Below are 25348 nucleotides of genomic sequence, written 5' to 3' on the forward strand. Positions count from 1 at the left end.
GGTGCCGATGAGCGAGGCGGCCCGCAAGGTTGAAGCGGAGCCGGGGCCGTGGTTTAACGGCCCGCCCGATATCAGCCCCCGGATCACCTTGGCCAAGCACAAGGACAAGAAGCAGCAGCCGCGGCGGGTGAGCGACCGCGAGATCGCGCAGCGGCTGCTGCGCAACTACATCCGGCCGCATTGGCCGAAGGTGACGCTGGCGCTGTTCTGCATGGCCCTGACCGCGGCCTCCACCGCGGCGTCGGCCTATGTGATGAAGCCGGTGATCGAGAAGATCTTCACCGAGCGCGACGGCACCTGGCTGTGGCCGCTGGCCATCGCGGTGATGGGGATCTTCGTGGTCAAGGGCGTCGCCGGCTACGCCCAGGGCGTGATTCTGAACAATGTCGGCCGGCTGATCATCGCCGAGCTGCAGGTGCGGATGTTCCGCAACCGGGTGCGGGCCGATCTCGCCACTTTCCACGAGACCACCACGGGCCGGATGCTCAGCCACTTCACCAACGACGTGCAGTCGATGTACGGCGCGGTGTCGACCGGCATCACCGGCATCGGCCGCGACCTGCTGTCGCTGGTCGCGCTGATTGCGGTGATGTTCTACACGGATATGGAGCTGGCGGCGGTCACCTTCGTCATCTTCCCGCTGACCGTGCTGCCGGTGCTGCAGATCGGCAGGCGCATCCGCAAGATCACCGGCCGGACCTTCACCCAGTACGGCTCGCTGAACAACCATCTCAGCCAGGTCTTCCAGGGCATCCGCCACGTCAAGGCCTACAACGCCGAGGAGCGCGAGGCCCATCGCGCCGCCAAGATCATCAACGAGGTGTCGCGGCTGCGGCAGAAGGCGATGCGGGTCAGCTCGGCCACCAACCCGATCCTGGAGATCCTGTCGGGCATGGCCATCGTCATCGTCATCCTCTATGGCGGCAGCGAGGTCATCTCCGGCTCGCGCACCACCGGCTCCTTCTTCGCCTTCATCGCCGCGCTCCTGATGGTGTACGACCCGCTGAAGCGGCTGGCCAATCTGCACAACACCCTGTCCTCCGGCTTCGCCGCGGCCGAGCGGGTGTTCGAGACCATCGACTCGGTGCCGGCGATCCGCGACGCGCCGGACGCGATGGTGCTGACGCATTGCCGGGGCCGCATCACCCTGGCCGACGTCCATTTCTCCTACAGTCCGAAGATCCCGGCGCTGCGCGGCGTGACGCTGGAGGTGCCGGCCGGGAAGACGGCGGCGCTGGTCGGGCCGTCCGGCGCCGGCAAGTCGACCATCCTGAACCTGATCCCGCGCTTCTACGACGTCACCCAGGGCACTGTGGCGATCGACGGCCACGACGTCCGCAGCCTGACCCTGCAGTCGCTGCGCGAGCACATGGCGCTGGTCAGCCAGGAGGTGACCCTGTTCGACGACACGGTCCGCGCCAACATCGCCTATTCCCGCCCCTCGGCGACACAGGAGGAGGTCGAGGCCGCGGCCAGGGCGGCGGCGGCGCATGATTTCATCCTGCGCCTGCCCAAGGGCTACGACACCATGGTCGGGGAACAGGGGGTGAAGCTGTCCGGCGGCCAGCGCCAGCGCCTGTCGATCGCCCGGGCGATGCTGAAGAACGCGCCGATCCTGCTGCTGGACGAGGCGACCTCGGCGCTCGACACCGAGAGCGAGCGGCAGGTGCAGGCGGCGCTGACCCAGCTGATGGCCGGGCGCACCACGCTGATGATCGCGCACCGGCTGTCGACCGTGCGCAGCGCCGACCTGATCTATGTGCTGGACCATGGCCGGGTGGTCGAGGTCGGCAGCCATGCCGAGCTGATCGCGGCCGGCGGCCTCTACGCCCGGCTATGGGCGATGCAGACGGCCGATGACGAAGACCTGGCCGTCCCGGCGGCCGGGCCGGTGTGAGGAGAGGATGGACGAGACTGAAAGGCTGCGGCAGCGCCTGCGCGGGATGCGTTGGCTCGCCGTCTGGGCGCTGATCTTCGGCCTCGGCATCGGCTTCTATGCCGGTTTCGCCATTGGCGTCGACACCGCCCGCAGCGCCGCCGCCCTGGCCCCGGCGAAGACGCCGTAGCCCGCGACCCGCCGTCGCCGGGCCCGGAACTGCGCCAGGGGGCGTCCGGTTCTGAAGATAAGGCGACAGCGACGACGTCCGGGAGACCGAGATGGCGAATGGAAGGCGCGAACCGCGGGACCGGCATCACGAGGATTGGTGGGATCGCGACTGGCGGCGCGAGGCCGTCGGGCCGCGCATCCCCCGCGGCAGGCCCGACGACGAGGCCGCCCCCTACGGGTATGACGAGCGCGACGCCGGCCTTTATGCCCGCGAGCGGGCGCGGGCGCGCTTCCATCGAGGGATGGCCGATCCGACCGGCCCGTCGCGCGTCGAATTCGACCGCCGGGGCGAGGAATGGCGCCGGCGGGGCCCGGATTACGGCTATTACCACGCGGAGGGGCCGCCGCCTGGCCCGGGCCGGCGCGAACGGCTGGGCTTCCGCGGCCCCTCGGACGAGGTATCGCCCTGGTACGGCGACGACCGGTCGCAGCGCCGCCACGTGCTGGAGGATTATCGCGGCATCGGCCCGCGCGGCTACACCCGCTCCGACGAGCGGATCCGCGAGGATGTCTGCGACGGGCTGACCGACGACCCGGTGCTCGACGCCTCGGACATCGAGGTGACCGTCGCCGGCTCGGAGGTGACGCTGTCCGGCACGGTGGGCAGCCGGGCGGAGCGCCGGCGCGCCGAGGACGACGCCGACCGGGTGTCCGGCGTCACCCATGTCCAGAACAACCTGCGCATGCGGCAGCCCGGAGGCGGCCGATGATCGCCCGCAGAAACCGCCCCTGGCCCGACGACGCCATGGACGCGCTCGACGAGGTGCCGCGGCGGTCGGCGTCGCCGGAGGCGAAGTGACGCTGAACGGCACGGCCCGCAGCCGCCCGGCCAAGCGCCACGCCGAGGACCTCGCCGAACGGGTCTCCGGCGTCGGCTATGTGCAGAACAACCTGCGGCTGCAGGCCCGGGCCACGGTCCTGATGGGCGCCGGCCGGACGACCGGCGCCCCGCCGCGCTCCGGAAGCGGAGACGACAGGCACGCCGGTCGTGATGTGACGGCCGCCGTCGGTCAGGCGGCGACCTTCTCCAGCGTCGGGTAATCGGTGTAGCCTTCGGCGCCGCCGCCGTAGAAGGTCGCCTGGTCCGGCGTGTTCAGCGGCGCGTCGAGGCGCAGCCGCTCGACCAGGTCCGGATTGGCGATGAACGGCCGGCCGAAAGCGACGAGGTCGGCGCGGCCGCTCTCCACCGCCTCGACCGCCATCGCGCGGTCATAGCCGTTGTTGGCGATGGTGCTGCCCTTGAAGAGCCGGCGCAGCGCCTGGAGGTCGGTGCCGGGCGGCAGCTCGCGCGTCCCGCCGGTCTGGCCCTCGATCAGGTGCAGGAAGCCGATGCCGAGATGGCTCAGCCCCTCGATCGCATGGCCGAAGGTGGCCATCGGGTCGCTGTCGGCGATGTCGCCGAAATTGGAGAAGGGCGACAGCCGGACGCCGACGCGGCCGGGCGTCCATACCGCCGCCACCGCCTCCGCCACCTCCAGCAGCAGCCGCGCCCGGTTGGCGATCGACCCGCCATAGCCGTCGGCCCGCCTGTTGGTGCCGTCGCGCAGGAACTGGTCCAGCAGATAGCCGTTGGCGCCGTGGAGCTCGACCGCGTCGAAGCCGGCCTCCATGGCGTTGCGCGCAGCCTGGGCGTAGTCGCGGACGATGCGCGGCAGCTCGTCGATTTCCAGCGCCCGCGGCGTCGAGGCGGGGATGAAGCCCTCGCCGTCATAGACCCGAGTGTTCGCGGCGATCGCGGACGGCGCCACCGGCGCCGCCCCGCCCGGCTGCAGCACCGTGTGCGAGACCCGGCCGACATGCCAGAGCTGCGCCGCGATCCGGCCGCCGGCCCGGTGCACGGCGTCGGTCACCAGCCGCCAGCCGGCAATCTGCTGCGGGCTGTGGATGCCCGGGGTCCAGGCATAGCCCTTGCCCTCCGGCGAGATCTGCGTGCCTTCGGAGATCAGCAGGCCGGCGCCGGCGCGCTGGGCGTAGTATTCGGCATTCAGCGCATGCGGCACGTCGCCGTCGGGTCGCGCCCGGTTGCGCGTCAAGGGCGCCATCACGATCCGGTTCGGCAGGTCCAGGTCGCCGATCCGGGTCGGCGTGAACAGCTTTGGCAGGGTCATCGCTCTCTCCAGTTGAGCGCCCAATTTCGGATCGGTCGGTCCAAAATTAGGCAACAGAAGCCACGGACATGGTCGGGCCGGCCTCACCGCATCAGCGGCTCGGCAGCGATCAGGAGTTCGTCGATTTGGGCGGGCGCGGTGCCCGCCTTGTGCATCACCGAGGCGCCGACGGCGAGCGCCAGCAGGCTGCGGGCCCGGGCGGTCACAACCTCGGGTCCGGGCGCCTCCAGCTTGCGGGCGAGCAGCCGGACCAGCAGCGCCTCCAGCTTTTCGAGATGATGGCGGCCCAGCCCCTCAACCTCCGGGTCGTGCGGCGCCAGCTCGACCGCGCAGTTGATCAGGAAGCAGCCGTCGCGGCCGCCCCCGACATTGGCGATCGCGTCCATGGCGAGGCGCAGGGCGCGGCCGGGGTCCGGCTCAGCCTCCACCCGCCGCTTCAGCTCGGCGAAGCGCAGGTCGCCGTAGCGGCGGATCGCCGCGACCAAAGTGTCGCGCTTCGAGCCGAAGCAGCCGTAGAAGCTGCTGCGGCTGAGATCCATCGCCCGCGTCAGGTCGTCCAGCGACGTCGCCTCATAGCCCTGATGCCAGAACAGGGCCATCGCCGCGTCGAGGGCGGCGTCCTTGTCGAACTCGCGGGGGCGGCCGGGATGCGGGACCATGACGGAAATATGGACCGGCCGTTCCGGAATTCAAGCGGCGACCGCGTCGCTTCGCGTCTCGCCTGGAACTTGCGGCCGTGCGAAGCGATATCTGAGAGAGGTGCTGGAGGCATGCATGGCCGGCAACGGTCCGCGATACCTGTTCGACCCGGCGGCGCTGGAGCGCAATCTCTCCGGGTTCGACGATGCCACCCGCCGCGCGATGATCGACGATCTGGTGGAGGAGCTGCGCGAGCACGCCGATGCGATCTCCGCCGCGGCCGGCGCCGGCGACCGCGAAACCCTGGCGCTGGAGGCCTATGCCCTGCGCTCCTGCGCCGCGATCTGCGGCGCCCGTGCCCTGATCGACCTCGCCGAATCGCTGGGCGACAAGGGCGAGGACCGGCCGGGCCGGCCGCAGGAGCTGGCCAAGATGGTGCGGGCCCGGGTGGCCGGGACGCTCAGGGCGCTGGCGCTGTGGCGCGGCGAACAGCCGGAGCCGGAGGAAGAGTGCTAGCCGGCTGGGGCGGGATCGCGTCGTACGCCGCCTCACCCAGGACCTCGCCCCCTTCGAGCAGCAGCGCCGCGCGGGCCGCGGCGAGCGCAGGATCGGCCAGCGCCTCGCGCAGCGCCGTTCGCAGCGCGTCGACCGTTCCGTCATCGGCGTCCCGCCGCGTCACGAAGGGCAGGCCCGGTGCCGGTGCGGTCTGGCCGATCACCCGCAGCCCGGCCAGGGTGGCGGGGCGGTGGTGTTGCAGCAGCGCATAGCTGACGCAGTCGATCGCGGCGATGTCGGCCTGCCCCGCCGCCACGGCCGCGAGGCTGTCGGCATGGGCGCCGGTGACCACGGCGGCGCGGAAGAACCGGTCCGGCGGCTCCGGCAGCGCCGCGGCCAGGGCGACCCAGCCGGACAGGCTGTCCCAGTCGTTGACGGCGCAGACGGCGCCGCGGAACCCCGCCAGCCCCTCCCCCGGCGCATCGGCGCGGGTCACCAGCAGGCTGCGGTAGAACGGACCGTCGCAGCCCGGGGCGGCGTAGCAGGGCGTCGCCACCAGCCGCAGCCGGTCGCGATAGTGCCGGACATAGGGGTTGCCGCAGCTCTGCGTGAACAGCAGCGCCGGGTCGGTCCACAGATCGGGCGGCGCCGGGCCGCGGGTCAGGGCCGGCGCCGCCGCGACGCCGGCGGCGGAGAGGCGCGTGGCGATTGCCGACCACAGCGCATCAGTGGCCCAGCGCACCTCCGGCAAATCGTACATCGGTAGGCTGGCCGTGCCAGGTACGGCCGTGGCCGGCGGCATCACCGGCCGCGCCGCCCGGCGTCGAAATCGGGATGCACCGGCTGGTCGACCGGGCGCAGCAGGTAGCGCCGGGCGATCTCGCCATAGCCGCGATAGAGCCCGGCGCCGCGCGCGGCGATGCCGGCGGCGTCGTTGGCGGCGGCGAAGCGCGGCAGCTTGTACCAGGCGAGGCCCGGCCGGGCGTGATGCGCCACATGCAGGTTGTTGTTGAGGAACAGCAGCGAGAAGAACGGCCCGGACGCGACCACTGCGGTGCGCATCCCTTCCGGCCCGGCGCGATGCTCGGCAAAGGAGCGCAGGAGCGACAGCGAGGTGCCGGCGTAGCAGGTGGCGACGTAGAGGATCGGCGAGACGCCGAAGCCGGCGGAGACAAGGGCGAGCACCCCGGCGGCGCCGATCAGATGCAGCACCCAGGCGGCGCGCGCTCTGTGATCCCGGCGCAGCCTCGGCAGCTCCGCCGCCCACAGCCCGTACCAGGCCAGGGCCGGGCCGATCAGCAGACGCCCCAGCAGGGTGCGGTTGAAGCGCAGCACCGCCTGCCCGGCCGGGCTGAGCGCCGACCAGCGGTCGGCGGTGACGTAGTAGCTCTCCGGATCCTCGACCGGCGAGGTCAGATGGTCGTCGCGATGATGGCGCAGATGCAGGTCGCGATAGCAGGCATAGGGCAGCCACAGCGAGAGGGGCGGCCAGCCGACCGCCGCGTTGATCCGGCGCGACCGGGTCGGGTGGCCGTGGATCGTCTCGTGCTGCAGCGATCCGTGCCAGGCCAGCAGCACGGCGCCCACCGCAACGAAGAGCGGCCCCGGCAGCACCGCATGGAACCAGAGCAGCGCCGCCCAGCCGCCATAGACCGCCGCTGCCACCGCCCAGGTCGGTCCTTCGATCCTCTCTCGTCTCACCGCTTCCGCCATGACCAGATCCTTCGGGTCCAGGCTGTCGCGGAACGGTCATGTCGGACAATGCGATAATGCGCACAAAACGATGCAGATGTCGTACTTTCAAACGAACTGACGCGAGTTCGAACGATCTGTTTTGGAAGACCAGCGATGACGCAGTCCCGGCATGAGATGATCGAGACCTTCCGCAGCCGGCTGGAGGAGATCATCGCCGCTTCCGGCCAGAGCCGCAGCGCCTTCGCCGCCTCGGCCGGGATGGACCGGTCGACCCTGTCGCAGATCCTGTCGCCGGCGAACGACCGGCTGCCGCGGGCCGAGACCCTGGCGGCGATCGCGGCCTCCCGCCAGGTCAGCATCGATTGGCTGCTGGGCCTGAGCCAGCGCGGCCCGCTTTCCGCCGACATCCTGCCGGAGCGAATGGCGATCGAGCGCGACGCGCAATGGACCGATGATGCGCGGCTGATCGCCTGGCACCGCGAGGCGATCGGCTACAAGATCCGCCACGTCCCGACCACCCTGCCCGACATCCTCAAGAATCGCGACGTGATCCGGCACGAGCTGGAGCATTTCGCCGGCACGCGGCCGGAGCAGCGGATCGAGACCGCGGCCGCGCGCCTGGCCTATCAGCGCCGGCCGGAGACCGACATGGAGGTCTGCAACTCGATCCAGGCGATCGAGGGCTTCGCCCGCGGCGAGGGCATCTGGCACGACCTCGACGCCTCAGTCCGCGCCCGCCAGCTCGACCACATGATCGCGCTGGTGGAGGAGCTGTACCCGACCTTCCGCTGGTTCTTCTACGACGGAAGGCAGCATTATTCGGTGCCGGTGACGGTGTTCGGGCCGCTCCGGGCCGTGCTCTATCTCGGCGGCATGTACTTCCTGTTCAACTCGACCGAGCACATCCGCGCCCTGTCGGAGCATTTCGACAGCCTGATCCGCGGCGCCATCGTCCAGCCGCCCGATGTGCCCAAGCTGCTGCGCCGGCTGCGGGCACGGCTGGGTTAGCGCAAAGCCGCTTGTTAGCTCGGCCCAACTGGCGTGTATATCTTCTGAATGCTATATAGATAGCGCAAAGGAGATATCTCGATGGCTTTGTTCATCCGCGATGCCGAGGTCGATGCCCTCGCGGAGGAAGTCCGCAGGATCACCAAGGCAAAAACCAAGACCGAAGCGGTTCGCCAGGCTCTGCAAGCCCAGCTCGCCATGGCTCGCCGTACCCTGCCGTTAAGAGAGCGCCTGGCACGCTCCAAAGCCCTCGCTGACGCGATGGGACCGGGCAATCCCGTCTTCGATATGAAAGCCTATACCGACGAGATGTGGGGCGACACCTGATGTTCGTCGACTCCTCCGTCATCGTCGCGATTCTGGGACGGGAGCCGGGTTACGAGGAGATCGAAAAGCGACTGGCCGTCATCGACGGTCCCTTCTTCGTTTCGCCGTTGGTCAGGTTCGAGGCCGCTGTCGCCCTTGCGCGCCTCAAGGCAGGTGCGAACGCAAAGCCGTCGCCCGACCTTCTGCGGCAGGCCCGAGGAGCTGTAGACGCCTTCGTCGAGGATCTCGGCGCCGAAGAGGTGGCGATTTCGCCTGAGATCGGACGGCAGGCGCTCGACGCAAGCGCGACCTACGGCAAAGCCGTTGGGCATCCCGCCGATCTCAACTTCGGCGACTGTTTTGCCTATGCCTGCGCCAAGGCGCTCGGCGTGGCCCTGCTCTACAAGGGCAACGACTTCGCCCATACCGATCTCGCCTAAGCCGCGCCGATCTCTCAACGCTGCCATGTCGGACTTTTGTGCGCTGCAGCAGCGCCGGACGCCTATATTTGATCCTTCTCACCGATCCTGTTGCCAGAAAGGCGTCGCCATGGGCGAGCGCGCGCATCCTGCCGTCCCGACGATCACGCCGGCGCTGATGTTCCTGATGGCGGTCGCCTGCGGCGCCATCGTCGCCAACCTGTACTACGCCCAGCCGCTCATCGCGCTGATCGCGCCTTCGGTCGGGCTGGGCACCGTCGCCGCCAGCCTGGTCGTCACCCTGACCCAGATCGGCTATGGCGTCGGGCTGATCCTGCTGGTGCCCCTGGCCGACATGGTCGAGAACCGGCGGCTGGTGGTGCTGACCCTGTCGGGCACCGTCGTCGCCCTGGCGATCGCGGCGCTGGCGCCGAACGCCGGGATCTTCTTGTTCGCGGCGCTGCTGATCGGCCTCAGCTCGGTCGCGGCGCAGATCCTGATCCCGATGGCCGCCCACATGTCGCCCGACGCGATCCGCGGCCGGGTCGTCGGCAACATCATGAGCGGCCTCTTGCTCGGCATCCTGCTGGCCCGGCCCGTCTCCAGCGTGGTGGCCGAGCTGCTGGGCTGGCGCGCCATCTTCGTCCTCTCCGCCCTGCTGATGGCCGGGCTCCTGGCCGTGCTGGGCTGGCGCCTGCCGCAATACCGGCCGGCGCCGGGGCCGCGCTACGGCCAGGTGCTGCGCTCGCTGGCCACGCTGTTCCGCCATACCCCGGTGCTGCAGCGCCGCGCTGCCTACCAGGCCGCGCTGTTCGCCGGCTTCAGCCTGTTCTGGACCGCGGTGCCGCTGGAGCTGGCCAGCCCGCGCTTCGGCTACAGCCAGGCCGGCATCGGCGTCTTCGCCCTGGTCGGCGCCGCCGGCGCCCTGGCCGCGCCGCTGGCCGGCCGCATCGCCGACCGCGGCTGGACCCGGCCCGCCACCTTCGGTGCCCTGGCCTCGGTCGCCGTCGCCTTCGCCATGGCCTGGGCCGGCGGCGCGGCCGGGTCGGTGGTGCTGCTGGCCGCCGCCGGAATCCTCCTGGATTTCGGGGTGCAGGCCAACATGGTGCTGGGCCAGCGCGCCATCTATGCCCTGGCGCCGGAGGCGCGCGGCCGGATGAACGGGCTCTACGTCGCCAGCGCCTTCGCCGGCGGCGCCGGCGGCTCCGCCATCGCCAGCGGCACCTTCAGCCAGGGCGGCTGGTCGCTGGTCAGCTGGGTGGGTCTCGCCCTGCCCATCCTGGCGCTGCTGCTGTACACGACCGAGCTGGCCCGCCGTCCGATGCCGCGCCGGGCTTGATCCCGGCCGAGGGCCTCAGTCCCGCCCCTCGGCCTCCCAATTCAGCCGCTTGCGGTAGATGGTCGAGGCGCTGATGCCGAGCAGCGCCGCGGCCCGCGGCACATGGCCGTCGCAGGCGGCGATCGCGTCCTCGATCGCCTCCTTCTCGATCATCCACAGTGGCCGGATCGACGCCCCCTTGCCGTTCGGGACGGCCGGCGGCGGCTCGGCCGCCGGGCGGCTGGGCTGCGCCGCCGGGATCAGGGTCCTGACCGGCGGCGGCAGCATCGCCCGCGTCACCCGCGGCCCGTCATGCAGCACGACGATGTTGCGGATCACGTTCTGCAGCTGCCGGACATTGCCGGGCCAGGCGTAGCGCTGCAGATCCTCCGCCACCTCCAGGTCGAAATCGGTGAAGCTCTTGCCCTCCTCCGCCGCGTAGTCGCGCAGGAACTGCCGGGCGATCAGCAGCACGTCGTCCTCGCGCTCGCGCAGCGGCGGCAGGGTGATCGGGATCACCAGCAGGCGGTAGTACAGATCCTCGCGAAACCGGCCCTGGCGCACCTCCTCCGCCGGGTCGCGGTTGGTGGCGCAGACGATGCGCAGGTCGACCTTACGCTCGCGGCTGCCGCCGACCGGCTGAACCACCCCGGTCTGCAGGAAGCGCAGCAGCTTGGTCTGCAGCTCCGGCGGCAGCTCGCAGATCTCGTCCAGGAACAGGGTGCCGCCATCGGCCCGGACCGCGGCGCCCTCACGGTCGACGACTGCACCGGTGAAGGCGCCCTTCACATGGCCGAAGATCTCCGATTCCATCAGGTCGCGCGGGATGGCGCCGCAGTTCAGCGCGACGAAAGGCTCATCACGCCGCGGGCTGCGGCGATGCACCGCCTCGGCGCACAGCTCCTTGCCCGTGCCGCTCTCGCCGGTGATGAAGACGGTGGCCTTCGACACCGCCGCCGAATCGATGATCCGATACACCGCCTGCATCGCCAGCGACCGGCCGATGAAGCCGTAGTAGCGGTCGCGGCCGAGATCCTCGCGCCAGGCTTCGACCTCGCGCTGCAGCCGCATCCGCTCCAGCGTGTTGCGGACGGTCACGGTCAGCCGGTCGCCGGGGAAGGGCTTGACCAGGAAGTCGAAGGCGCCGAGCCGCATCGCCTCGACCGCGATGTTGACCGAGCCATGGGCTGTGATCACGATCGCCGCGACCGGGATCTGCTGCTCCCGGATATGCTGCAGGATCTCCATGCCGTTCATGTCGGGCAGGTTCAGGTCGAGCAGCACGGTCGCATAGTGCCCCAGCGCCAGCGCCGCGAGCGCATCGGCCCCGGTTTCGGCATGATCGACGGCAATGCCGGCCTTGGACAGGGTCTCGATGTAGAGCCGCGCCAGCGCCGGCATGTCCTCGACCAGGAGCACGGCCGCGGGATCGGCCGCCTGCGTTTCAGCGAGGGGAGCCATGGCGATATCGTGGCCCATGGAAGCATCCATCTTCAACAATAGCCCGCAAGAAGAATTCGTCTTAAACGCAACGACGTGCCGAGCCTGCCCCATCACGACGAACGGTCCGGAGACAGAAAGAACATCATGATAGGTCCGAAAACAATTCTGATCGATGGAATTTGGAACGGCGCGGAGGATGGCCGCACCGTTCCGGTGATCGACCCGTCGACCGGGGCGGAATTCGACAGCCTCGCCCGCGGCGGCGCGGCCGAGATCGACGCCGCCGTCCGGGCCGCGCGCCGGGCCTTCGACGATGGACCCTGGGGGCGGATGCCCGCGGTCGAGCGCGGCCGCATCCTGACCCGCCTCGGCCGCGCCATCGAGGCGGATTTCGAGACGCTGTGGCGGCTCGAGGCCGCCGACGCCGGCAAGCCGGTGAAGCAGGCCAAGGCCGACATCACCGCCTGCGCCCGCTATTTCGAATTCTACGGCGGCGCCTGCGACAAGCACCACGGCACCACCATCCCCTATCTCGACGGCTACACCGTGCTGACGGTGAAGGAGCCCTACGGCGTCACCGGCCACGTCATCCCGTGGAACTACCCGGCGCAGATCTTCGGCCGCACCATCGGCGGCGCCCTGGCCGCCGGCAATGCCTGCGTGCTTAAGCCGGCGGAGGATGCCTGCCTGACGCCGCTGCGCATCGCCCAGCTGGCGCTGGAGGCCGGGCTGCCGCCGGGGGCGCTGAACGTCGTCACCGGCCTGGGCGCAGAGGCGGGCGCCGCTCTGGCCGCGCATCCCGGCATCGACCACATCAGCTTCACCGGGTCGCCCGCCACCGGCGCCGCGATCCAGGCCGCGGCGGCAAAGTTCAACCGGCCGGTGACGATGGAGCTGGGGGGCAAGTCGCCGCAGCTGGTCTTCGATGACGCCGATGCCGAGGCCGCCCTGCCCTTCGTCACCGCCGCGATCGTGCAGAATGCCGGCCAGACCTGCTCCGCCGGCAGCCGCCTGCTGCTGCAGGACGGCATCGCCGACGAGTTCCTCGCCGCGCTGGGCGACCGGTTCCGGGCGCTCGAGACCGGGCCCTGGGACCGCGACCCGGATTGCGGCCCGCTGATCAGCGCCCGGCAGCAGGAGCGGGTGCGCGGTCATCTCGACCGCGCCCGGGCCGACGGACTGCCGGTGCTGGCCGAGGGACGCCTCTCCCCGAACGCCCCGGCCGGCGGCTTCTACCAGGTGCCAACCCTGATCGGCGACGTGCCGCCCGGCCACCCGCTGGCGCAGGAGGAGGTGTTCGGCCCGGTGCTGGCGGTGCTGCGCTTCCGCGACGAGGAGGAGGCGATCCGCCTGGCCAACGGCACCGAATTCGGCCTGGTCGCCGGGGTCTGGACCCGCGACGGCGCCCGGCAGCTGCGCTGCGCCCGCCGGGTCCGGGCCGGCCAGGTCTTCGTCAACAACTACGGCGCCGGCGGCGGCGTCGAGCTGCCCTTCGGCGGCATGAAGCGCTCCGGCTTCGGCCGCGAGAAGGCGATGGAAGGGCTGGACCATTTCAGCGTGACCAAGACCATCGCCATCCGGCACGGATAGCGATGGCCTCGGGGCCGGGCGCAGCGATCGAAGATCCGCGCCCGGCTCATACCACCTCGGCGGACATTCGCCTCCCGCTGCCGCGGCCCTGCCCCTATAGTCCGGCCATTCGACGTCCGGCACACCACCGGAGCAGACGGCGGTCCGGGCGCCCGGCACAGGGCGGCGCCCCCGCCCGCGACACGACCACCACACGACCAGGACAGGCAAGAGGGACAGGGCATGCGGCTCGAAGGCAAGGTGGCTATCGTCACCGGCGCGGCGTCAGGCTTCGGCAAGGGCATCGCCGAGCGCTTCGTGCGGGAAGGCGCCAGCGTGCTGATCGCCGATCTGTCGGCCGAGGCCGGCGAGGCGGTGGCCGCGGCGCTGAACCAGGAGCGGCCGGGCGCCGCCCGCTTCGTCCGCACCGACGTGTCGCGCGACGCCGACACCGCGGTCGCCGTCGCCACCGCGGTCGAGGCCTTCGGCGGGCTCGACATCGTCGTCAACAATGCCGGCTACACCCATCGCAACAAGCCGATGGCCGAGGTCAGCGAGGACGAGTTCGACCGCATCTTCGCGGTCAATGTGAAGGCGATCTTCCTGTCGGTCCGACACGCCGCCCCGCATCTCTCGGCCAAGGGCGGCTCGATCCTCAACATCGCCTCGACCGCGGGCCTGCGGCCGCGGCCCGGCCTGACCTGGTACAACGCCTCCAAGGGCGCCGTGATCACCGCCACCAAGTCGATGGCGGTCGAGCTGGCGCCGAAGCAGATCCGGGTCAACTGCCTGTGCCCGGTGCTGGGCCAGACCGGCCTGACCTCCACCTTCCTTGGCGACGACACGCCGGAGCGGCGGGCCCAGTTCCTGGCCACCATCCCGCTCGGCCGCATGAGCACGCCCGAGGACATCGCCAACGCCGCGCTGTACCTGTCATCGGACGAGGCCGCCTTCATCACCGGCGTGGCGCTCGAGGTCGACGGCGGCCGCTGCATCTAGGAGCCGCTGAACGAGGCGGATCGCAGCCGGGGCTTGCCTCACGGCCACGATCCCCGCACCCTCGGCGCTCGAGGCAGCGAAGGGGCGATGGGCATGCCAGCAACGGGCGGGTTGTCGACGGCACGCCATCCGACTAGGAAGGCGCGATGACGACCATCGCAACCGCCTCGCGCGACGGCCAATCGCTCGCCCCCAAGCTGCTCGGCGTCATCGGCGTCGTGTACGGGGACATCGGCACCAGCCCGCTCTACACCATCCGCGAATGCTTCACCCATCCGGGCGCCCCCGGCGTCTCCGAGGGTGCGGTGCTGGGCGTGCTGTCGCTGATCTTCTGGGCGACGACGCTGATCATCACGGTCAAATACGTCTCCTTCGTGATGCGCGCCGACAACCGCGGCGAGGGCGGCGTCCTGGCCCTGACGGCCCTGGCCTTCCGGTCGCGCCGGGGGGCGAAATGGGGACACTTCATCGTCCTGATGGGCATCATCGGCGCCGCGCTGTTCTACGGCGACGGTGTCATCACCCCGGCGATCTCGGTGCTCAGCGCCGTCGAGGGTTTGGGCATCGCGACACCGCTGTTCGACCCCTACATCATCCCGCTGACGCTGATCATCCTGACCCTGATCTTCATGGTCCAGGCCCACGGCACGGCCAAGGTCGGCTCGGCCTTCGGCCCGATCATGTGCCTGTGGTTCCTGGTCATCGGCCTGCTCGGCGCGGCCCAGATCGTGAACCGTCCCGACGTGCTGGCGGCGATCTGGCCGAACCACGCGGTCGAGCTGTTCGCCAGCCATCCCTGGGCCGCGATCGTCGTGCTCGGCTCGGTGGTGCTGGCGGTGACCGGCGGCGAGGCGCTCTACGCCGATATGGGCCATTTCGGCCGCGGCCCGATCCGCATCGCCTGGCTCAGCTTCGTCTGGCCGGCCCTGCTGCTGAACTATTTCGGCCAGGGGGCGCTGCTGATCCAGAACCCCGCGGCGATCGAATCGCCCTTCTACCTGCTGGCGCCGTCCTGGGGCCTGTACCCGATGGTGGTCCTGGCCACCATGGCCACGGTGATCGCCTCCCAGGCCGTGATCTCCGGCGCCTTCTCGGTCAGCCAGCAGGCGGCCCAGCTGGGCTACATGCCGCGGCTGCAGATCCGCCACACCTCGGCCGAGGAGAAGGGCCAGATCTACATCTCCCGCGTCAATTGGTCGCTCTACGCCATGGTCGTCATCCTGGTGGTCGGCTTCGGCTCGTCCAGCGCCCTGGCCGGCGCCTACGGCATCGCCGTGACCGGCACCATGGCTGTGACCAGCGTGCTGGCCTATCTCGTCGCCCGCCACCGCTGGGGCTGGAGCCGCTGGACGGCGCTGCCGCTGTTCGCGCTGTTCCTGTTCATCGACCTCGCCTTCTTCGGCGCCAACACGATCAAGATCCTGCACGGCGGCTGGTTCCCGCTGGTGCTGGCCGTGGTGCTGACGACGCTGATGTGGGTCTGGCGCAAGGGCCGCGAGATCCTGTACCGCCGCCGCTACCGCGACGCCATCCCGCTGGCGACCTTCGTCGAAGGCAAGATGTACAAGCGGGCGCATCGCGTGCCCGGCACCGGCATCTTCATGACCGGCAATGTCGGCGTCGTGCCCTTCGCCCTGCTGCACAACCTGAAGCACAACAAGATCATCCACGAGCGCGTGGTGCTGCTGAAGGTCGAGACCACGGACGAGCCGCGGGTCGATGACGAGCAGCGCATCGAGATCAAGGATCTCGGCGACGGCTTCTACACCGTGATCGTGCGCTACGGCTTCCAGCAGCAGCCGGACATCCCGCGCGCCCTCGCCGCCTGCGGCAGCAAGGGGCTGGGCTTCAACATGGCCGACACCTCCTTCTTCATGAGCCGGGAGTATTTCGTGCCGTCGCCGCGGCCGGAGCTGCCGCCCTGGCAGGAATGGCTGTTCATCCTGATGTCGAACAACGCGCTGAGCGCCACCGAGTTCTTCCGCATCCCGGCCAACCGCGCGGTCGAGCTGGGCTCGCATCTGGAGATCTGAGGCTGCGCCTTTCGCCGCCTCAGCCCCTCAGCGATAAAGATAAGTTGGCAGCCACAGGCCGATCTCCGGAAAGACATAGAGCAGCACCATCGCCACCAGCACCAGGCCGAGGAACGGCATCACGCCGGAGAAGATCTGGTTGATCGCGACCCCCGGCGGCGCCACGCCCTTGAGGTAGAAGGGCGCCATCGCCACCGGCGGCGACAGGAACGAGGTCTGAATGTTCAGGGCCACCAGCAGCCCCCAGAACAGCGGGTCGATGCCGAAATGGTGCAGCAGCGGCAGGAAAATCGGCACGAAGATCACGATGATCTCGGTCCATTCCAGCGGCCAGCCGAGCAGGAAGATGATCACCTGGGTCAGGATCATGAACTGCACCGGGCTGAGGTCGAGCGCCAGCACCACGTCCTTGATCACCTGCTGGCCGCCGAGCAGCCCGAAGACCGAGGAGAAGATGGCCGAGCCGACGAACAGCCAGCAGACCATGGCCGTCGCCCGGATCGTCAGATGCACCGCCTCGGTCAGCTTCGCCGTGCTGAAGCTGCGGTAGGCGACGGCGAGGACCAGGGCGCCGAGCGCCCCGATCGCCGCCGCCTCCGACGGCGTGGCGAGGCCGAAGACGATGGCGCCGAGCACCGCCGTCACCAGCGTCGCCAGCGGGAAGAAGGAGGTCAGCAGCTCGCGCACCACCTGGATGAAAGGCACCTCCGTGATCTCGCGCGGCAGGGCCGGCGCCAGGGCGGGGTTCAGCCAGGCACGGACGACCACATAGGCGACGTAGAGCGCGGCCAGCATGAAGCCGGGGAAGAACGCCCCGGCATAGAGCTGCACCGGCGACACCCCGGCGGTGGCGCCGTACAGGATCAGCATGATCGAGGGCGGGATCAGGATGCCGAGGCAGCCGCCGGCGCAGACCACGCCGGAGGACAGCTTGACGTCGTAGCCGGCCTTGAGCATCGCCGGGAAGGCCAGGAGGCCCATCAGGGTGACGACGGCGCCGACGATGCCGGTCGCGGTCGCGAACAGGGCGCAGGTGGCGAGGGTGGCGACGGCGAGCGCGCCGGGCACGTTGCGCGCCGCGATCTGGATGCTGTGGAACAATCGGTCGAGGATGTTCGCCCGTTCCACCACATAGCCCATGAACAGGAACAGCGGCACGGGGATCAGCGTCTCGTTGGTCATCACCTCGAAGGTCTTGCGGACCACCAGGGCGAAGACCGGCGCATCGCGGAAACCGAAATAGTAGAAGGCGAAGCCGACCCCCATCGCCATCAGCGAGAAGGCGATCGGGAAGCCGAGCATGATCACGAAGATGAAGGCGCCGAGCATCAGGATGCCGACTTCCGGATTGCTCATCGCCCGTTCCCCTCCCCCTCGCCGCGCGCGGCGGCGGCCTGCTTCAGGATCTGCTGCTCCAGCTCCTCGACATCCTTCAGCCGCTGCGGCCAGCGGCCGGTGCGGATGCAGTCGAGGCAGCGGATCACCTCGACCGCGCCCTGCAGCAGCATCAGGCAGCCGACGATCGGGATCAGCGTCTTGAACGGGTAGAGGATCGGCGCGCCGGGGCTGTTCGAGCGCTCGCCGATCGCCCAGGACCGCGACGCTTCGAGATAGCCGGCCCAGATCAGCGCGGCGATGCCGGGGAAGAAGAACAGGAAATAGAGGATCAGGTCCATCCAGGCCTGTCGCCGCGGCGACCAGGTGCGGTACAGGAAGTCGCCCCGCACATGGCCATTGCGCGACAGCGTGTAGGCGCCGCCGAGCATGAACAGCGTGCCGTACAGCATGTAGCTGGCGTCGTAGGCCCAGGTGGTCGGGCTGCGGAACAGGTAGCGGGCGAACACCTCGTAGCTGATCACCAGCGTCAGCGCGAGGATCGCCCAGGCGGCGATCCGCCCGATCCAGGCGTTGAGCCGGTCGACGGCGAGGAGCACACGATGCATCGGCGGCCCGAGCCTCCCTTGCAGATGGCCGAACGAAAACGCCGGGGCGAAAGCCCCGGCGCGGCCGGCGCTCAGGCGCCGAAGAAATGGTCGTAGGCGGGCTTGGACGCGACCTCGAAGCGGTTGTAGAACCCGACCACCCGCTTGGCCCAGTCCTTCTGCGACTGGATGACTTTGGCGAAGAAGGGCTCCTTGGACAGCTCGGCGATCACCTTGTCCCAGGCTTCGAGCTGGGCCTTCAGGATCGGCTCGGGTGTCGGCACGACCTTGACCCCCGCCGCCTCCATCGCCGCGAGATCGGCCGAATAGCGGTCCTGCTGCTTCCAGGACATGTCCGCCGAGGCCGCTTCGGCGGCGTATTTCAGGATCGCCTTCAGATCCGGCTCCAGCTCCTCATAGATCTGCTTGTTGAAGATCACCTCGAAGCATTCCGCCGACTGGTGGTAGCTCTGCACCATGTAGGTCTTGCTGACGTCGGGGAAGCCGAGCACGCGGTCGGAGGACGGGTTGTTGAACTCGGCCGCGTCGATCACCCCGGTCTGCATCGACGGCACGATCTCGCCGCCCGGCAGGATGGTGACGGCGGTGCCCATGACATTGAACAGGTCGGCGGCGAGGCCGACGGTGCGGAATTTCAGCCCCTTGAGGTCGTCCGCGTCGGCGACGTCCCGGCGGAACCAGCCCAGGGGCTGGGTCGGCATCGGACCGGTCAGGAAGCCGACCAGGTTGAGGCCGAGGACGCTGCCGACCAACTCGTCATACAGCGCCTGGCCGCCGCCGTATTTGATCCAGCCGAGCATCTGGTTGGCGGTCCAGCCGAAGGCCGGCGGCGTGCCGAACAGCGAGAACGCCTTGTGCTTGCCGTACCAGTAGGCGCAGACGCCGTGGCCGCCGTCGAGGATGCCGTCGTTGACGGCGTCCTGCAGCTCGAACGCCTTGACCACCGCCCCGGCGGGCAGGAGCTCGAGCGTCAGGCGGCCCAGCGCCATCTCGTTGACGCGGGTGACGTAGTCCTGTGCGAACTCGTTGAAGATGTCCTGGCTCGGCCAGGTGCTCTGGAACTTCAGCACGCGCCCCTGGGCGCGGGCGACATGCGGCGTGGCGAGGGTCGCCGCGCCGGCTGCGGCGCCGGCGACGACTGCCGTCCGCAGCAGGTTGCGACGCGTCGTCGGCGAGGTTTCGGTGCGAACGGGCGTGGAATCCGTCTTGGGATCAGCCATGAAGTCCTCCCCTTGCTGGGCCGGGCGATGCCCGGCACTGCGATGCGCGGCAGGCACTTCGGAGGGCGCCTTTGATGCGCAATAAAGTCGTACTTTCTCACAGATGATCATAAGAATCATCCGGCAGGACCATCGTCGCAGCTTCGACTTTCGGTGATGTCCCGGATCCGTCGCCGGCCCCCGCCGCAAACCGGCCGGCCGGCGACGTGGCCTCGATTGACACCCGCCCGCCGCCCGGCTTTAGTCCCTCGGCGCCCAGCTGATGCCCAATGGGAGGGACGGGATGAAGAAGGTCTATCCGGATGCGACGGCGGCCCTGGCCGGCGTGCTCCGCGACGGGATGGTGATCATGGCCGGCGGCTTCGGCCTCTGCGGCATCCCCGAGAAGCTGATCGACGCCATCGCCGAGAGCGGCGTCAAGGGGCTGACGGTGATCTCGAACAATTGCGGCATCGACGGCGTCGGCCTCGGCAAGCTGCTTGAGCGCGGCCAGATCCGGAAGATGATCTCGTCCTATGTCGGCGAGAACAAGCTGTTCGCGCAGCAGTACCTGTCCGGCCAGCTGGAGCTTGAGTTCAACCCGCAGGGCACGTTGGCCGAGCGCATCCGCGCCGGCGGCGCCGGCATCCCCGCCTTCTTCACCAAGACCGGCGTCGGCACCATCGTCGCGGAGGGCAAGGAGGTGCGGGAGTTCGACGGCGAGCAATACGTCATGGAGCGCGGGCTGTTCGCCGACCTCGCCATCGTCAAGGCCTGGAAGGGCGACACCGAGGGCAACCTGATCTATCGGAAGACGGCGCGGAACTTCAACCCGATGATGGCGACCGCCGCCAAGGTCACCGTGGCCGAGGTCGAGGAGCTGGTGGAGATCGGCGGGCTGGACCCGAACTTCGTCCACACCCCCGGCATCTATGTGAAGCGCATCCTCGAGGGCAAGGGCTACGAGAAGCGCATCGAGCAGCGCACCACCCGGCCGCGCGCCGCCTGAGGAGAGGGAGAGCACCATGCCCTGGACCCGCGAGCAGATGGCCGCCCGCGCCGCCCGCGAGCTGAAGGACGGCTTCTACGTCAATCTCGGCATCGGCATCCCGACGCTGGTGGCGAACTATATCCCCCCCGGCATCACCGTGACGCTGCAGAGCGAGAACGGCATGCTGGGCATGGGCCCCTTCCCCTATGAGGGGGAGGAGGACCCGGACCTGATCAACGCCGGCAAGCAGACGATCACCGAGCTGCCGCAGTCGAGCTATTTCAGCTCGGCGGACAGCTTTGCCATGATCCGCGGCGGCCATATCGACCTGTCGATCCTCGGCGCCATGCAGGTGTCGAAGGAGGGCGACCTCGCCAACTGGATGATCCCCGGCAAAATGGTCAAGGGGATGGGCGGGGCGATGGATCTGGTCGCCGGCGTCAAGCGCGTCGTCGTGATCATGGAGCACAACGCCAAGGACGGCGCGCCGAAGCTCTTGAACGCCTGCGACCTGCCGCTGACCGGCAAGGCCGTGGTCGACCTCGTGATCACCGAGCTCGGCGTGTTCGAGATCGGGCCGCAGGGCCTGACCTTGATCGAGGTCGCCGACGGCGTCACCGCCGACGAGATTCGGACCAAGACCGAGGCGCCCTTCGCGCTCGGGCCCGGCCTCGCCTGATCCCGCCGATGGCCGTGATCCCCTCGGGACCGCTGGCGGATCACGGCCGCTACGGCTACAGCGCGATCATCCGTCGGCCGGGCTATGCCTGGCCGAACGGGACGCGCCTCGCCGTCTATCTCGGCCTCAACCTCGAGCATTTCGCCTTCGGCGAGGGTCTGGGCGCCGAGCTGGCGCCGGGCGGACCGCAGCCGGACGTTCTGAACTATGCCTGGCGCGACTACGGCAACCGGGTCGGCGCCTGGCGCCTGCTGGAGCTGTTCGACCGCCTGGCCCTGCCCTGCTCCGTGATCGTCAACGCCGCGATCTACGATTACTGCCCGGAGCTGCCGGCGGCGTTCCAGTCCCGCGGCGACGAGATCGTCGGCCATGGCTGCACCAATTCCGAACGCCAGGGCACCTTGCCAGAGGCGGAGGAGGCGGCGCTGATCCGCCGTGCCACCGAGACCATCGCCCGCCACGCCGGGGCGCCGCCGAAGGGCTGGCTCGGGCCGTGGATCTCGCAGAGTCATTACACACCCGAGCTGCTGCAGGAGTCGGGCTACGAATATCTCTTGGACTGGTGCCATGACGACCAGCCGGTCTGGATGCGCACCCGCGGCGGCCGCATCCTGTCGGTGCCGTACCCGCAGGAGCTGAACGACATTCCGGCGATCGTGGCGCGGAAGATGAACGCCGATACCTTCGCCGACATGGTGATCGGCCAGTTCGACGAGATGCTGGAGCAGCAGGCGCACGGCCAGGCGCTGGTGATGGGCGTGGCGCTGCACCCCTACATCGTCGGCCAGCCCTACCGGCTGCGCGAGCTGCGCCGCGCCCTGGCCCATATCGCCGCCCGGCGTAACGACGTTTGGATCACCACCGCCGGCGCCATCGCCGCCCACGCCGCCGCCCTGCCGCCCGGGATCGTGCCGGGCTGAAGGACGCGCCCGATTGTCGCGTGGGGATCGGCCCCCGGCGCTTGCCCCTGCCCGGCGCCGAGGCCAGATTAGAGCTTTCGCACATGCGAGAGAGCGGACCCATGCCCGACGGCATCCCTGAGGCGAGCCTCAAGCTGGTCTCCGATATCTCGACCATCGACGCCGCCGCCTGGGACGCCTGCGCCGGGCCGGACAATCCGTTCCTCTCCCACGCCTTCCTCTCGGCGCTGGAGGAGAGCGGCTCGGCCACCGCCGAGACCGGCTGGCTGCCGCAGCATCTGGTGCTGGAGGAGCCGGACGGACGGCTGCTCGGCGCGGTGCCGCTCTACCTCAAGGGCCATTCCTACGGCGAATACGTCTTCGACCACAGCTGGGCCCGGGCCTATGAGCAGGCGGGCGGCCGCTACTATCCGAAGCTGCAGTCGGCCGTGCCCTTCACCCCGGTCACCGGACCGCGCCTCCTGGTCCGCCCCGGCGCGCCGGTGATGACCGCCGAGCTGCTGATCCGCGGCCTCGAGCAGGCGGCGCTGGCGCACAAGGTGTCGTCGCTGCACGTCACCTTCCCGACCAAGGCCGACTGGTCGCGCTTCGGCGAAGCCGGCTGGCTGCAGCGGATCGGCGAGCAGTACCACTGGAACAACGAAGGCTACGGCAGCTTCGACGATTTCCTGGCCACCCTGAACAGCCGCCGGCGCAAGGACATCCGCAAGGAGCGGCAGCGCGCGGTCGAAGGCGGCATCCGCCTGACCGCGCTGACAGGCGACGAGCTGAAGCCGCAGCACTGGGACGCCTTCTTCCGCTTCTACCGCAACACCAGCGACCGGAAATGGGGCGACCCGTATCTGACCCGGGAGTTCTTCGCCCGGATCGGCGAGACCATGGCCGACCGCATCGCCCTGGTGATGGCGGAGAAGGACGGCCGCTGGATCGCCGGCGCCCTGAACCTGATCGGCAGCGACACCCTCTACGGCCGCAACTGGGGCTGCGACGGCCGCGACCACCCCTTCCTGCATTTCGAGGCCTGCTACTACCAGGCGATCGACTTCGCCATCGCCCGCGGCCTGAAGCGCGTCGAGGCCGGGGCCCAGGGCGAGCACAAGGTGATGCGCGGCTATCGCCCGGTGCGCACCTACAGCGCCCATTGGATCCGCGACCCCGGCTTCCGCCGCGCCGTCGACGATTTCCTGGCGCGCGAGAGGCGGGCGGTCGAGGCCGGCATCGAAGATCTCGCCGAGCACCTCCCCTTCCGGCAAGATTGCTGAGAGGCTGTTCGGCCTCTCGCAGCCGCATCCCGCGGCCGGCATCACGGCGCGACGGCCGGCAGGCGAGAGCCGTCGCGCGAACCGAGGGAGAGAGAGATGATGGATCTCGACAAGCTCTTGGGTGCGTTGGCGCAGGGCGGCATGGGCCGCGCTGCGGGCGGCGGCGGGGCCGGCGGCCTCGATCTCGGCGGCATCCTCAGCCAGGTGCTGGGCGGCGGCGCGGGCGGCATGCCGGCCGGCGGATCGGGCGGTGGCCTTGGCGGCCTCGGCGGATTGCTGGAAGGCCTGGGTGGTGGCCGCGCGGCTGCGCCCGGCGGCGGTGGGCTTGGCGGCCTCGGCAGCATCCTCAGCGGGCTCGGCGGCGGTCAGGGCCGGAGCGGCGGCTTGGGCGGCGGTCTCGGCGGCGGGCTGATGGCGATCATCGCCGCGATCGCCATGCAGGCGTTGCAGAATCGCGGCGGGGGTGCCGCCGCGGCGCCGTCGCCCAGTGTCGATGATACGCCGGCCATCATGCCCACCACCCCGTCCTCCGGGGCCGGCGGCGGTGGTTTCCTCGACATGGCCGATTCGGTCGGCGGCGGAACGCCGGCGGCAGCACATCTCGTCGGGCAGGACACCGCGCACCGGCTCATCCGCACCATGATCGCCGCCGCGGCGGCCGACGGCACGATCGACGAGGCCGAGGCCACGGCGATCCAGGGCCATCTCGGCGAGGGCGACACGGAAGAGCGCGAATTCCTGGAGCGGGAGCTGAGCAACCCCGCGACGCCGGAAGAGCTGGCGGCCGGGGTCCGCGGCCCGCAGGAGGCGGCGCAGGTCTATACCGCGGCGCTGCTGACCGTGACCATGGATTCGCCGGAGGAGAGCCGCTTCCTGAAGCAGCTCGCTCTGGCGCTGAGGCTGGACGCCCAGACCATCGCGTCGCTGCACCAGACGGTGAGGCAGGGCTGAGCCGCTTCCTGCTCTTCCCGCGGCACGAGCCCCCTCACCCTCCCATTCGCTGTCGCGAATGGGCCCCTCCCTCTCCCCGAGGAGAGGGGCTTGTTCACCTCTCCTCGGGGAGAGGTCGAAATCGCGTCAGCGATTTCGGGTGAGGGGGTGGCACCGGCCTCTCCAATGCGTAGGGCAAGGGGGCAGGCTCCTCAGAACTCCGTCTCCAGCACCCGGTCGGGCGGCACATGGCCGTCGACGAAGCTGCGGATGTTGACGATCACCTTCTGGCCCATGTCGATGCGGCCTTCGAGGGTGGCCGAGCCCATATGCGGCAGCAGCACCACGTTGGGCAGCTTCAGCAGCTTCGGGTTGACGTTCGGCTCGCGTTCGAACACGTCGAGCCCGGCGCCGCCCAGCTCGCCCTGCTTCAGCATCTGCGCCAGCGCGTCCTCGTCGATCACCTCGCCGCGCGAGGTGTTCACGATCAGCGCGTCCCGGCGCATCAGCTTCAGCCGCCGCGGCGAGAGCAGGTGGTAGGTCGCCGGCGTGCGCGGGCAGTTGACCGAGACGATGTCCATCCGCGACAGCATCTGGTCCAGGCTGGGCCAGTAGGTGGCGTCCAGCTCGGCCTCCACCTCCGGATGCACGCGGTTGCGGTTGTGGTAGTGCACCGACAGGCCGAAGGCGCGGGCCCGGCGCGCCACCGCCTGGCCGATCCGACCCATGCCGATGATGCCGAGCCGCTTGCCGCCCAGCCGGGCGCCGAGCATGCCGGTCGGGCTCCAGCCGCTCCACTGGCCGGCGCGGACCAGCCGCTCCCCCTCCGCCAGCCGGCGGGCTACGGCCAGGATCAGGGCCATGGTCATGTCGGCCGTGTCCTCGGTCAGGACGCCGGGGGTGTTGGTCACGGTCAGCCCGCGCGCCCTGGCGGCGGAAAGGTCGATATGGTCGACGCCGGTGCCGAAGCTGGCGATCAGCTTCAGCTGCGGACCGGACTGGGCCAGCAGGTCGGCATCGATCCGGTCGGTCACCGTCGGCACCAGAACGTCGGCCTCGCGCATCGCGGCGACCAGCTGCTCCCGGTCCATCGCCACGTCGTCGTGGTTCAGCCGGGTTTCGAACAGCTCCATCATCCGGGTCTCGATGACATCCGGCAGCTTGCGGGTGACGATGACGAGCGGACGCTTTCTCTCGGCCATGGCTGAACCAGTCCCGGCAACCCCGTTTGCGCCATAGAGCAAGCCGGCCGCGCGAATGTCCAGAGCCGGACTGTGACCGGGGT

26 protein-coding genes are annotated in these 25348 nt (G+C 69.8%); 17 read left to right on the plus strand and 9 right to left on the minus strand.

What is annotated here, in order from left to right; translation table 11 throughout:
* Positions 1–7: 7 nt before the first annotated feature.
* The 4 genes from KXR53_RS10990 to KXR53_RS11005 all read left to right on the plus strand — a co-directional run bounded on the left by KXR53_RS10990 (position 8) and on the right by KXR53_RS11005 (position 3148).
* Positions 8–1897: an ABC transporter ATP-binding protein gene (locus tag KXR53_RS10990; RefSeq protein ID WP_437375176.1), complete on the plus strand. Its 1890-nt coding sequence runs from the start codon at positions 8–10 to the stop codon at positions 1895–1897.
* A 7-nt stretch (positions 1898–1904) separates the two neighbouring features.
* Positions 1905–2066 (plus strand): hypothetical protein, encoded by a 162-nt coding sequence (locus KXR53_RS10995; RefSeq protein ID WP_437375177.1) that lies wholly within the window; start codon positions 1905–1907, stop codon positions 2064–2066.
* A gap of 91 nt (positions 2067–2157) precedes the next feature.
* Complete coding sequence (locus tag KXR53_RS11000; RefSeq protein ID WP_437375178.1) at positions 2158–2817, plus strand: BON domain-containing protein; 660 nt, start codon at positions 2158–2160, stop codon at positions 2815–2817.
* A gap of 85 nt (positions 2818–2902) precedes the next feature.
* Positions 2903–3148, plus strand: coding sequence for a BON domain-containing protein (locus tag KXR53_RS11005; protein ID WP_437375179.1), 246 nt, complete (start codon positions 2903–2905; stop codon positions 3146–3148).
* Here the strand turns inward: KXR53_RS11005 and KXR53_RS11010 are convergent.
* Positions 3118–4215: an alkene reductase gene (locus KXR53_RS11010; protein WP_437375180.1), complete on the minus strand. Its 1098-nt coding sequence runs from the start codon at positions 4213–4215 to the stop codon at positions 3118–3120. The two genes, KXR53_RS11005 and KXR53_RS11010, sit on opposite strands and share 31 nt — an antisense overlap.
* An 83-nt stretch (positions 4216–4298) precedes the next feature.
* Entirely contained in the window at positions 4299–4874 is a 576-nt protein-coding gene (locus KXR53_RS11015; protein ID WP_437375181.1) for a TetR/AcrR family transcriptional regulator, read from the minus strand.
* Positions 4875–4989: 115 nt separating this feature from the next.
* Between KXR53_RS11015 and KXR53_RS11020 the strand changes: the two genes are divergently transcribed.
* Entirely contained in the window at positions 4990–5370 is a 381-nt protein-coding gene (locus KXR53_RS11020; RefSeq protein ID WP_437375182.1) for an Hpt domain-containing protein, read from the plus strand.
* On the opposite strand, the gene KXR53_RS11025 is transcribed toward KXR53_RS11020, so the two are convergent.
* Both KXR53_RS11025 and KXR53_RS11030 read right to left on the minus strand, forming a co-directional pair.
* The gene (locus tag KXR53_RS11025) at positions 5315–6109 is read right to left on the minus strand and encodes a phosphate/phosphite/phosphonate ABC transporter substrate-binding protein (protein ID WP_437375183.1); all 795 of its coding nucleotides are present in this window, start codon (positions 6107–6109) and stop codon (positions 5315–5317) included. The genes KXR53_RS11020 and KXR53_RS11025 overlap by 56 nt on opposite strands.
* Before the next feature lie 41 nt (positions 6110–6150).
* Positions 6151–7062 carry a fatty acid desaturase gene (locus tag KXR53_RS11030; protein WP_437375184.1) on the minus strand — a complete coding sequence of 304 codons (912 nt, stop codon included), beginning with the start codon at positions 7060–7062 and terminating at the stop codon, positions 6151–6153.
* A 135-nt stretch (positions 7063–7197) separates the two neighbouring features.
* On the opposite strand from KXR53_RS11030, the gene KXR53_RS11035 reads away from it, so the two are divergent.
* From KXR53_RS11035 to KXR53_RS11050, 4 genes are all read left to right on the plus strand, one after another.
* Positions 7198–8052, plus strand: a complete 855-nt coding sequence (locus KXR53_RS11035; RefSeq protein ID WP_437375185.1) for a helix-turn-helix domain-containing protein — start codon at positions 7198–7200, stop codon at positions 8050–8052.
* An 81-nt stretch (positions 8053–8133) separates the two neighbouring features.
* Complete coding sequence (locus KXR53_RS11040; RefSeq protein WP_437375186.1) at positions 8134–8379, plus strand: type II toxin-antitoxin system VapB family antitoxin; 246 nt, start codon at positions 8134–8136, stop codon at positions 8377–8379.
* A complete protein-coding gene (locus tag KXR53_RS11045) occupies positions 8379–8798 on the plus strand; it encodes a type II toxin-antitoxin system VapC family toxin (RefSeq protein ID WP_437375187.1) in 420 nt (139 codons plus the stop codon). The genes KXR53_RS11040 and KXR53_RS11045 overlap by 1 nt, the downstream gene beginning before the upstream one ends.
* Positions 8799–8907: 109 nt before the next feature.
* The gene (locus KXR53_RS11050; RefSeq protein WP_437375188.1) at positions 8908–10116 is read left to right on the plus strand and encodes an MFS transporter; all 1209 of its coding nucleotides are present in this window, start codon (positions 8908–8910) and stop codon (positions 10114–10116) included.
* Positions 10117–10131: 15 nt separating this feature from the next.
* On the opposite strand, the gene KXR53_RS11055 is transcribed toward KXR53_RS11050, so the two are convergent.
* Positions 10132–11574 (minus strand): sigma-54-dependent transcriptional regulator, encoded by a 1443-nt coding sequence (locus KXR53_RS11055; protein WP_437375189.1) that lies wholly within the window; start codon positions 11572–11574, stop codon positions 10132–10134.
* 108 nt (positions 11575–11682) lie between these two features.
* On the opposite strand from KXR53_RS11055, the gene KXR53_RS11060 reads away from it, so the two are divergent.
* The 3 genes from KXR53_RS11060 to KXR53_RS11070 all read left to right on the plus strand — a co-directional run bounded on the left by KXR53_RS11060 (position 11683) and on the right by KXR53_RS11070 (position 16139).
* Positions 11683–13128: an aldehyde dehydrogenase family protein gene (locus KXR53_RS11060; RefSeq protein ID WP_437375190.1), complete on the plus strand. Its 1446-nt coding sequence runs from the start codon at positions 11683–11685 to the stop codon at positions 13126–13128.
* Positions 13129–13350: 222 nt separating this feature from the next.
* Complete coding sequence (locus tag KXR53_RS11065; RefSeq protein WP_437375191.1) at positions 13351–14106, plus strand: glucose 1-dehydrogenase; 756 nt, start codon at positions 13351–13353, stop codon at positions 14104–14106.
* Between the two features lie 146 nt (positions 14107–14252).
* The gene (locus tag KXR53_RS11070) at positions 14253–16139 is read left to right on the plus strand and encodes a potassium transporter Kup (protein WP_437375192.1); all 1887 of its coding nucleotides are present in this window, start codon (positions 14253–14255) and stop codon (positions 16137–16139) included.
* Between the two features lie 27 nt (positions 16140–16166).
* Here the strand turns inward: KXR53_RS11070 and KXR53_RS11075 are convergent, their stop codons facing one another.
* The 3 genes from KXR53_RS11075 to KXR53_RS11085 form a co-directional block, all read right to left on the minus strand.
* Entirely contained in the window at positions 16167–17495 is a 1329-nt protein-coding gene (locus tag KXR53_RS11075) for a TRAP transporter large permease (protein WP_437375193.1), read from the minus strand.
* Complete coding sequence (locus KXR53_RS11080) at positions 17492–18082, minus strand: TRAP transporter small permease subunit (protein WP_437375194.1); 591 nt, start codon at positions 18080–18082, stop codon at positions 17492–17494. Before KXR53_RS11080 ends, KXR53_RS11075 begins: the two co-directional genes overlap by 4 nt.
* A gap of 71 nt (positions 18083–18153) precedes the next feature.
* Positions 18154–19302, minus strand: a complete 1149-nt coding sequence (locus KXR53_RS11085) for a TRAP transporter substrate-binding protein (RefSeq protein ID WP_437375195.1) — start codon at positions 19300–19302, stop codon at positions 18154–18156.
* A gap of 283 nt (positions 19303–19585) precedes the next feature.
* On the opposite strand from KXR53_RS11085, the gene KXR53_RS11090 reads away from it, so the two are divergent.
* The 5 genes from KXR53_RS11090 to KXR53_RS11110 all read left to right on the plus strand — a co-directional run bounded on the left by KXR53_RS11090 (position 19586) and on the right by KXR53_RS11110 (position 24084).
* The gene (locus KXR53_RS11090; RefSeq protein WP_437375196.1) at positions 19586–20290 is read left to right on the plus strand and encodes a CoA transferase subunit A; all 705 of its coding nucleotides are present in this window, start codon (positions 19586–19588) and stop codon (positions 20288–20290) included.
* Positions 20291–20306: 16 nt separating this feature from the next.
* On the plus strand, positions 20307–20951 hold the full coding sequence (locus KXR53_RS11095; protein ID WP_437375197.1) for a CoA transferase subunit B: 645 nt from the start codon (positions 20307–20309) through the stop codon (positions 20949–20951).
* A gap of 8 nt (positions 20952–20959) precedes the next feature.
* A complete protein-coding gene (locus KXR53_RS11100) occupies positions 20960–21871 on the plus strand; it encodes a polysaccharide deacetylase family protein (RefSeq protein ID WP_437375198.1) in 912 nt (303 codons plus the stop codon).
* A gap of 101 nt (positions 21872–21972) precedes the next feature.
* On the plus strand, positions 21973–23133 hold the full coding sequence (locus KXR53_RS11105) for a GNAT family N-acetyltransferase (RefSeq protein ID WP_437375199.1): 1161 nt from the start codon (positions 21973–21975) through the stop codon (positions 23131–23133).
* A gap of 96 nt (positions 23134–23229) precedes the next feature.
* On the plus strand, positions 23230–24084 hold the full coding sequence (locus KXR53_RS11110; RefSeq protein WP_437375200.1) for a DUF533 domain-containing protein: 855 nt from the start codon (positions 23230–23232) through the stop codon (positions 24082–24084).
* A gap of 191 nt (positions 24085–24275) precedes the next feature.
* Here the strand turns inward: KXR53_RS11110 and KXR53_RS11115 are convergent, their stop codons facing one another.
* Entirely contained in the window at positions 24276–25265 is a 990-nt protein-coding gene (locus tag KXR53_RS11115) for a 2-hydroxyacid dehydrogenase (protein ID WP_437375201.1), read from the minus strand.
* Positions 25266–25348: the final 83 nt, after the last annotated feature.

The sequence above is a fragment of the Inquilinus limosus genome, from assembly GCF_051487185.1.
Lineage (GTDB): Bacteria > Pseudomonadota > Alphaproteobacteria > DSM-16000 > Inquilinaceae > Inquilinus > Inquilinus limosus_F.

What these genes read in the sequence shown, in the direction of transcription:
- KXR53_RS11060 (WP_437375190.1), top strand. Translation starts at nt 11,683, where the DNA reads ATGATAGGTCCGAAAACAATTCTGATCGATGGAATTTGGAACGGCGCG.
- KXR53_RS11075 (WP_437375193.1), bottom strand. Translation starts at nt 17,495, where the DNA reads ATGAGCAATCCGGAAGTCGGCATCCTGATGCTCGGCGCCTTCATCTTC.
- KXR53_RS11105 (WP_437375199.1), top strand. Translation starts at nt 21,973, where the DNA reads ATGCCCGACGGCATCCCTGAGGCGAGCCTCAAGCTGGTCTCCGATATC.
- KXR53_RS11115 (WP_437375201.1), bottom strand. Translation starts at nt 25,265, where the DNA reads ATGGCCGAGAGAAAGCGTCCGCTCGTCATCGTCACCCGCAAGCTGCCG.
- KXR53_RS11000 (WP_437375178.1), top strand. Translation starts at nt 2,158, where the DNA reads ATGGCGAATGGAAGGCGCGAACCGCGGGACCGGCATCACGAGGATTGG.
- KXR53_RS11045 (WP_437375187.1), top strand. Translation starts at nt 8,379, where the DNA reads ATGTTCGTCGACTCCTCCGTCATCGTCGCGATTCTGGGACGGGAGCCG.
- KXR53_RS11040 (WP_437375186.1), top strand. Translation starts at nt 8,134, where the DNA reads ATGGCTTTGTTCATCCGCGATGCCGAGGTCGATGCCCTCGCGGAGGAA.
- KXR53_RS11020 (WP_437375182.1), top strand. Translation starts at nt 4,990, where the DNA reads ATGGCCGGCAACGGTCCGCGATACCTGTTCGACCCGGCGGCGCTGGAG.
- KXR53_RS11100 (WP_437375198.1), top strand. Translation starts at nt 20,960, where the DNA reads ATGGCCGTGATCCCCTCGGGACCGCTGGCGGATCACGGCCGCTACGGC.
- KXR53_RS11070 (WP_437375192.1), top strand. Translation starts at nt 14,253, where the DNA reads ATGACGACCATCGCAACCGCCTCGCGCGACGGCCAATCGCTCGCCCCC.
- KXR53_RS11055 (WP_437375189.1), bottom strand. Translation starts at nt 11,574, where the DNA reads ATGGGCCACGATATCGCCATGGCTCCCCTCGCTGAAACGCAGGCGGCC.
- KXR53_RS11050 (WP_437375188.1), top strand. Translation starts at nt 8,908, where the DNA reads ATGGGCGAGCGCGCGCATCCTGCCGTCCCGACGATCACGCCGGCGCTG.
- KXR53_RS11030 (WP_437375184.1), bottom strand. Translation starts at nt 7,062, where the DNA reads ATGGCGGAAGCGGTGAGACGAGAGAGGATCGAAGGACCGACCTGGGCG.
- KXR53_RS11080 (WP_437375194.1), bottom strand. Translation starts at nt 18,082, where the DNA reads ATGCATCGTGTGCTCCTCGCCGTCGACCGGCTCAACGCCTGGATCGGG.
- KXR53_RS11110 (WP_437375200.1), top strand. Translation starts at nt 23,230, where the DNA reads ATGATGGATCTCGACAAGCTCTTGGGTGCGTTGGCGCAGGGCGGCATG.
- KXR53_RS11085 (WP_437375195.1), bottom strand. Translation starts at nt 19,302, where the DNA reads ATGGCTGATCCCAAGACGGATTCCACGCCCGTTCGCACCGAAACCTCG.
- KXR53_RS11010 (WP_437375180.1), bottom strand. Translation starts at nt 4,215, where the DNA reads ATGACCCTGCCAAAGCTGTTCACGCCGACCCGGATCGGCGACCTGGAC.
- KXR53_RS11095 (WP_437375197.1), top strand. Translation starts at nt 20,307, where the DNA reads ATGCCCTGGACCCGCGAGCAGATGGCCGCCCGCGCCGCCCGCGAGCTG.
- KXR53_RS11015 (WP_437375181.1), bottom strand. Translation starts at nt 4,874, where the DNA reads ATGGTCCCGCATCCCGGCCGCCCCCGCGAGTTCGACAAGGACGCCGCC.
- KXR53_RS11035 (WP_437375185.1), top strand. Translation starts at nt 7,198, where the DNA reads ATGACGCAGTCCCGGCATGAGATGATCGAGACCTTCCGCAGCCGGCTG.
- KXR53_RS11025 (WP_437375183.1), bottom strand. Translation starts at nt 6,109, where the DNA reads ATGTACGATTTGCCGGAGGTGCGCTGGGCCACTGATGCGCTGTGGTCG.
- KXR53_RS11065 (WP_437375191.1), top strand. Translation starts at nt 13,351, where the DNA reads ATGCGGCTCGAAGGCAAGGTGGCTATCGTCACCGGCGCGGCGTCAGGC.
- KXR53_RS11090 (WP_437375196.1), top strand. Translation starts at nt 19,586, where the DNA reads ATGAAGAAGGTCTATCCGGATGCGACGGCGGCCCTGGCCGGCGTGCTC.
- KXR53_RS10990 (WP_437375176.1), top strand. Translation starts at nt 8, where the DNA reads ATGAGCGAGGCGGCCCGCAAGGTTGAAGCGGAGCCGGGGCCGTGGTTT.
- KXR53_RS10995 (WP_437375177.1), top strand. Translation starts at nt 1,905, where the DNA reads ATGGACGAGACTGAAAGGCTGCGGCAGCGCCTGCGCGGGATGCGTTGG.